The organism is Pseudomonas sp. xss_4, assembly GCF_043104125.1.
Lineage (GTDB): Bacteria > Pseudomonadota > Gammaproteobacteria > Pseudomonadales > Pseudomonadaceae > Aquipseudomonas > Aquipseudomonas parafulva_B.
In genome coordinates, this window is sequence record NZ_JBICKJ010000022.1 from 1 (window position 1) to 5,319 (window position 5,319).

Genomic DNA, 5,319 nt, shown 5'->3' on the forward strand with positions numbered 1-5,319 from the left:
ATAAAATGCTCAACACCAGCATTTACAGGCCTTTCAGCGCTATGACAGTCAAAAAATCACTGCCTCGGGCGTTCGCTGACGTGTTCAGCGACGACGAAACGATAAACGTATACAGCTACATACGTTTTTCTTCAAAAGCGCAGAGCGCAGGCGCTGGCGAGGTTCGACAGCTTGAACAGCTCAATAGCTTTTTCGAGCAGTATCCGCAGGCTCGACAAGTCGAACGCTATCAAGATTTAGGCGTGTCAGCATTCAAGGGTAAAAATCTCAAAAGTGGACAATTAGCTAAATTTGTCGAACGCATCAAGTCAAAAGAAATTCTTTCTAATGCTTTGTTACTTGTTGAAAGTTTTGACCGTATCAGTCGTGTCGGCGGTTATGACGCTCTTGAACTAATCATCTCAATCATTCAAGCGGATTGTGCAATCTATACGCTTTTCGACAATCGACTTTATTCTAAAAGAAAAAAAGATAGTAGTGTAGATATTAGTCTCATTCAAAATATTCTTGAACGAGCAAATGACGAAAGTCGTGCGAAGTCTGAACGAATTTCTGACGCAAAAGCGAGAAACTTAATAAAAGGCGAAAACGGTGGCATCGTTACGAAACGATGCCCTTTCTGGATTTCATTTCAAGATGGAAAATTCGTCTTAAACGAACACGCAAAAGCAGTTAAACGAATGACTGAACTATGCTTCGATTTCGGCTTTCAAGCAATTGCGCAAGAACTGAACAAAGAAGACCATTCTCGTAAATATACAGAAAGCACGGTGGGTAAAACTCTACACAAGCATTCAATCTATGGCTCTTACTTGTCGATGAAGAACGATGAGTATGGCAACAGAACAATCATCAACAAAGAGATTAAAAACTACTACCCTCCAATCATCAGCGAAGCAGAATTTCATCGCATCAGCGCCAAACTTAAAGAAAGACAAGACCCCAAATTGGCTGGTCGAAAAGCGTCGGACTTTAAAAATATCTTGAGAGGTTTAGTCTTTTGTAAATGTGGCTCGACGTTTAGATTTCACGCACAGAAAAACTTTTATGTCGATTTAGTTTGTAACGCTTCATCAGTTCATAAGTGCGAGTTCGCTCAAAAAAACAAGAGCGTTAGATACAGATATGCAAGAGTCGAAGAGATATTTTTAGCGTATCAATCGCTGATTCCATTTCATCAAATTTTTTCGAAAAACGAAGACATTAAAGCGCTTGAAAAAGAGCATCAAGAAATTGCAGGCTTGATAGTTCTCAAAGAGAAAGCACTATCAAATCACTTCGCCATTCTTGAAAGTGCATCAGACAGTTCACGTAAATATATCACTCAAAGAATTGATGAAGTGAGTGAAGAATTAGACAAGTTAAAAAGCGACGAACACAAACTAAATCAAAAAATTATGTCGTTACATCTCGCTTCGAAAACAGATTTGAACAGTATTGAGATTTATAATCTGCTCGTAACAGAAAATGGGCGCATCAAGATAAATAATTTTCTTCACGCTCAAAAAGTTAAACTGATAATCACGCCTGTGAAAAAGAAATTTTTCACTCTCGATATTTTTCACAATGACAAACACATAGACACGATTGACGTAACAGCAAACGATTACACTGCACGAAATCACACACATCTAAAATAGACTTTCAAAACGTTCAGCACAACAAAATCACAGATTAAAAATCTGTGATTTTCTTCTGCTTTGCTTTTAAAGCAGTTGTCTAAAATTTGTTGTTAACTGTCAGTTTTGACCATATCAAATGTTATTATTGAATTAGAGAGCTTTAAGTAACTCGCTACACACTACACCACACTTTTGCTTCGCAAAAGACGCACTTCGTGCTTGCGGTTTCGTGTTCGCTCGCAATTAGTCATTGAGACAGAAGCAAGAGCAAAAGCAAGAGCGAAAAGCCCGCTACGAAACTGATTAAAAATCATCACTCTCGTTCTAATTTTTAACTCATTTTCTAACACTGATTTAGAAAAAAATTTCGCTATACCGCTCATTATTTTTTTCAAAATCAATCAACAGAAGGAAAACACAAAACTAAAAAATGGTGACATTATGACAACAAAAAGAACAGTAACAATGATATACAAACACTTGAATTTCAAAAATGACAGACTTGGCAAAGCCAAACTTTTCAAGTCTGTTGCTCACTCTCTTCGTATAGCGCCGAACGAACAGAATGAAATTTTATCAACAAAAATTCTTGAATGGGATGAAGAAAAATCAGACCAAAATTTGGTCTGGTTCCCTGGCGCTGGTAAGCAAGCAATACGACTAGACTCGCTCACAGACGAACAGAAAAAGACAATTCAAGAGTCGTTCATTCACAAAGTAGACGCAGAACAAAAATCAAAAAATGACAAGACTGATGCTATTGATGCACTGAGCAAATACAAAGCAAAAGTGAACAAGTTTCATAATTCAATCACTGATGAAAGTGATGAGCTAAAAATATTTCTCTCGAAAATTTTAGAAGAAAAAGAAGCGTTCGATGTCGATGAAGAGATAAGTCAACTAACATCTTTTGACTTCTCACGCAAAAATCAAAAGACTGAAACAGTTCGAAAATTTTTAAATCTTCACAACGAAGTTATCGAAAATAAAGCAGACATCGCTCGAAATAAAGTCTTCATTCAAGAAGCGTTTTTCAAAATCCCTGCTCATAACAAAGTAGATATGAAAGCAGACGAGATGCTTAATGTTCTATCTTCATTCTATGCTTCAAACTTTCCAGATTATCCAGTAAAGTTGATAGTTTTTCACGGCGACGAAGTAGGAAATCATCCCCACATTTTCGTTGAAGCGAAGAACAAACGCACTAATAAATATGACTTGCTCAACGCTCAAAAGCAGTTCGTCAATGACAATATTGACAAGGTAAAAGCAGAATACCCTCGCGCTGAAAAGCTCGATTTTTCTAATCGCTCATACTCTGCGAAGAAGTTACAAGCGCAATATTTTCAAACATTGTTCTATCAACATGCTAATAAAATGCTTCTGCGATATAACGTCGAAGCGAAGAAATTAGACAAGACGAAAGAACATAATGAGCGTATGAGAAAGATAGAAGAAGATGCGAAAAAGCCAAAAATCGAACGTCAAGCAAGTTTCTACAATGCTCAATTACGAGAACTTGAAGAGCGCTATGAGTCGCTGAAAAAACATAACACATCATTGATTGAAGAGAATGAAAAATTAGAAAGAAAAGAAAATAACTTAGTCGCAAGTATCAGTGAGAAAAACGGAAAACTTGAAAACCTAAATCAAGAAATTGAAGATAAAAACAAACAACTTCAATCGTTAGATGATGCACATAATGCGCTTTCACAATCATTCGAAAATCTTCAAAGTAGATACAACGCATTCGCTAATACATTTACAGAAATGTATCAATCTGCTCAAAAACAAGTCTTCGATAGTGTTAGAAATATTCTTTCAGCAGTCTGGTCCGCCTCGGCGTGGGGAAAAGATAAGTTTTCGTTTTCATTTTTCAGCAATGAAATGAAAGGCGCACCGCAAGACTTGCAAGAGTTTGATAGACGAGTAGATGAAGTGAAAAAATTCAATTCAACTGAATCAATTGACTTGTATCTTGATACTGACTTTTTAATTGCAAACGACAAGATAGAGCAGAAGTTTAAAGAAAAATTACGAGATAAAAATAGCCAAAACCCTTCAAATTCAAGACGAGTTTTCTACAAAAACGCTGATGCTGTATTAGAAGAGTTAGAAAAAAATGACAAGAAACTTGCTTCGCAGACTTTAACTAACGAGCAAAAAGATAAGTTACTAAAATATAAATAGCAAAAAAGCCTCTTTCGAGGCTTGATTTTACTTTTTAATTGTTATAATGAAAGCACGACCAAACTTTATAACAATTGAACTCACATATTCATTATACCGCAAAATTTCAAAAATCAAGCAAATTACCCCAAAATTTCGAAAATATTTTTGAACCGCTCATCTATCACGATAACGCTGATAAGAAAAAACGCGCATACATTCATTTCTTTTCAAAAAACAAGGTATTTACTTATCTCGATAAAAAGACAAACGAAGAAAAAACAGCATCAACATCTAATAGTTCACTTTCAAAACTCAAAGCAACTTTGACAGATTTGAAAGATGTTGTTGATGTTTATGCAACTGTAAATCAATTTTCATTCACAAGAAAACTTGAAAACTTGCTTTACACAACAATGCTTTACAGCGATTTAGACATTTATCACACTGAATTTAAAGACATATCGAAAGAAGATTTTATCGAAAAAGTTCTCAAATATTGCTTTGAGAATAAGATACCAGAGCCTAACTTAATCATATATAGCGGAAACGGCTTCTATTTGAAGTGGATTTTTTCAGCAAAATGCAATAAATACGAATTTACGCTCGATAAGTATAAAATCGCACAGAAAGCAATACACCAGCTTTTCAGCTTCTTGGGTGCTGACTCAAAAGCGCTTGATGCTTCGAGAGTTTTGCGCCTACCCGGCTCAATAAATAGCAAAACAGGCAGAAAATGCGAAGTCATTTATTACAACGACGAAAGAAAATCTGCTCAAGATTTGTTCGAGTCTTTCAGTAAGTTCTACACACCAGAGCCATCAAAACCGCTCATATCTAAAATTAAAAAAGTCGTTGCTGATGAAACTGAAAAGCAAGAAAAGCCAGCAAAACAAAGGTTTTTACTTGTCAAAAGAGATTCTTCAAAAGCACCTATTAAGACTTTAAACAGTCTACACCTTGCGAAAGCGAGATATGACGATTTGAAGAAATTGATTGAAATTAGAAATAATAACGTCGAAAATTCAAGAATGACTTTTCTTTTTTGGCTGTTGAATTTTAAAGCGCTCTGTGGCTCTACTAACTTCGTAGACTTTGAAAATGATGCTTATGAAATTGCTGAAAAATTGAATTTCAAAAAAACCGAGTGGTCATTCGATGAACTTTCAACGCTTGAAAAGAAATTATTCAAGCACAATAACAAATATAAGAAAGTCGTTAAGCAAGATGATGAATATTTCAAACTTTCAAACTTATATACGCCCAAAAATCAAACTTTGATTGATATTTTTCAAATCACTGATGAAGAGCAAAAAGAGCTAAAAACAATTATCAGCGCATCTGAAAAGAATTCAAGAAGAGCACAAAAAAGACTTGACGCTGGAATGAAGCCACAGAGCAATAGCGAAGCAAAAACACAACCTTGGAAAAATTTAGGAATTGGAAAAACGAAGTATTACGAACTAAAAAAGATGGGCAAACTTTAAAAAGTCGCACTAAAAAGGTGCGAACTGTTTTGGTCTACTAC

General features: G+C 35.4%; 3 protein-coding genes. All 3 read left to right on the forward strand.

Annotated features, from left to right (window positions below; genetic code table 11):
• On the forward strand, nt 1–1,640 hold a 1,640-nt coding region (locus ACF8GB_RS04595), incomplete at its 5' end, for a recombinase family protein (RefSeq protein ID WP_392526634.1).
• A gap of 447 nt (nt 1,641–2,087) precedes the next feature.
• Nucleotides 2,088–3,812, forward strand: coding sequence for a hypothetical protein (locus tag ACF8GB_RS04600; protein WP_392526635.1), 1,725 nt, complete (start codon nt 2,088–2,090; stop codon nt 3,810–3,812).
• 74 nt (nt 3,813–3,886) lie between these two features.
• Nucleotides 3,887–5,278 (forward strand): hypothetical protein, encoded by a 1,392-nt coding sequence (locus ACF8GB_RS04605; RefSeq protein ID WP_392526637.1) that lies wholly within the window; start codon nt 3,887–3,889, stop codon nt 5,276–5,278.
• Nucleotides 5,279–5,319: the final 41 nt, after the last annotated feature.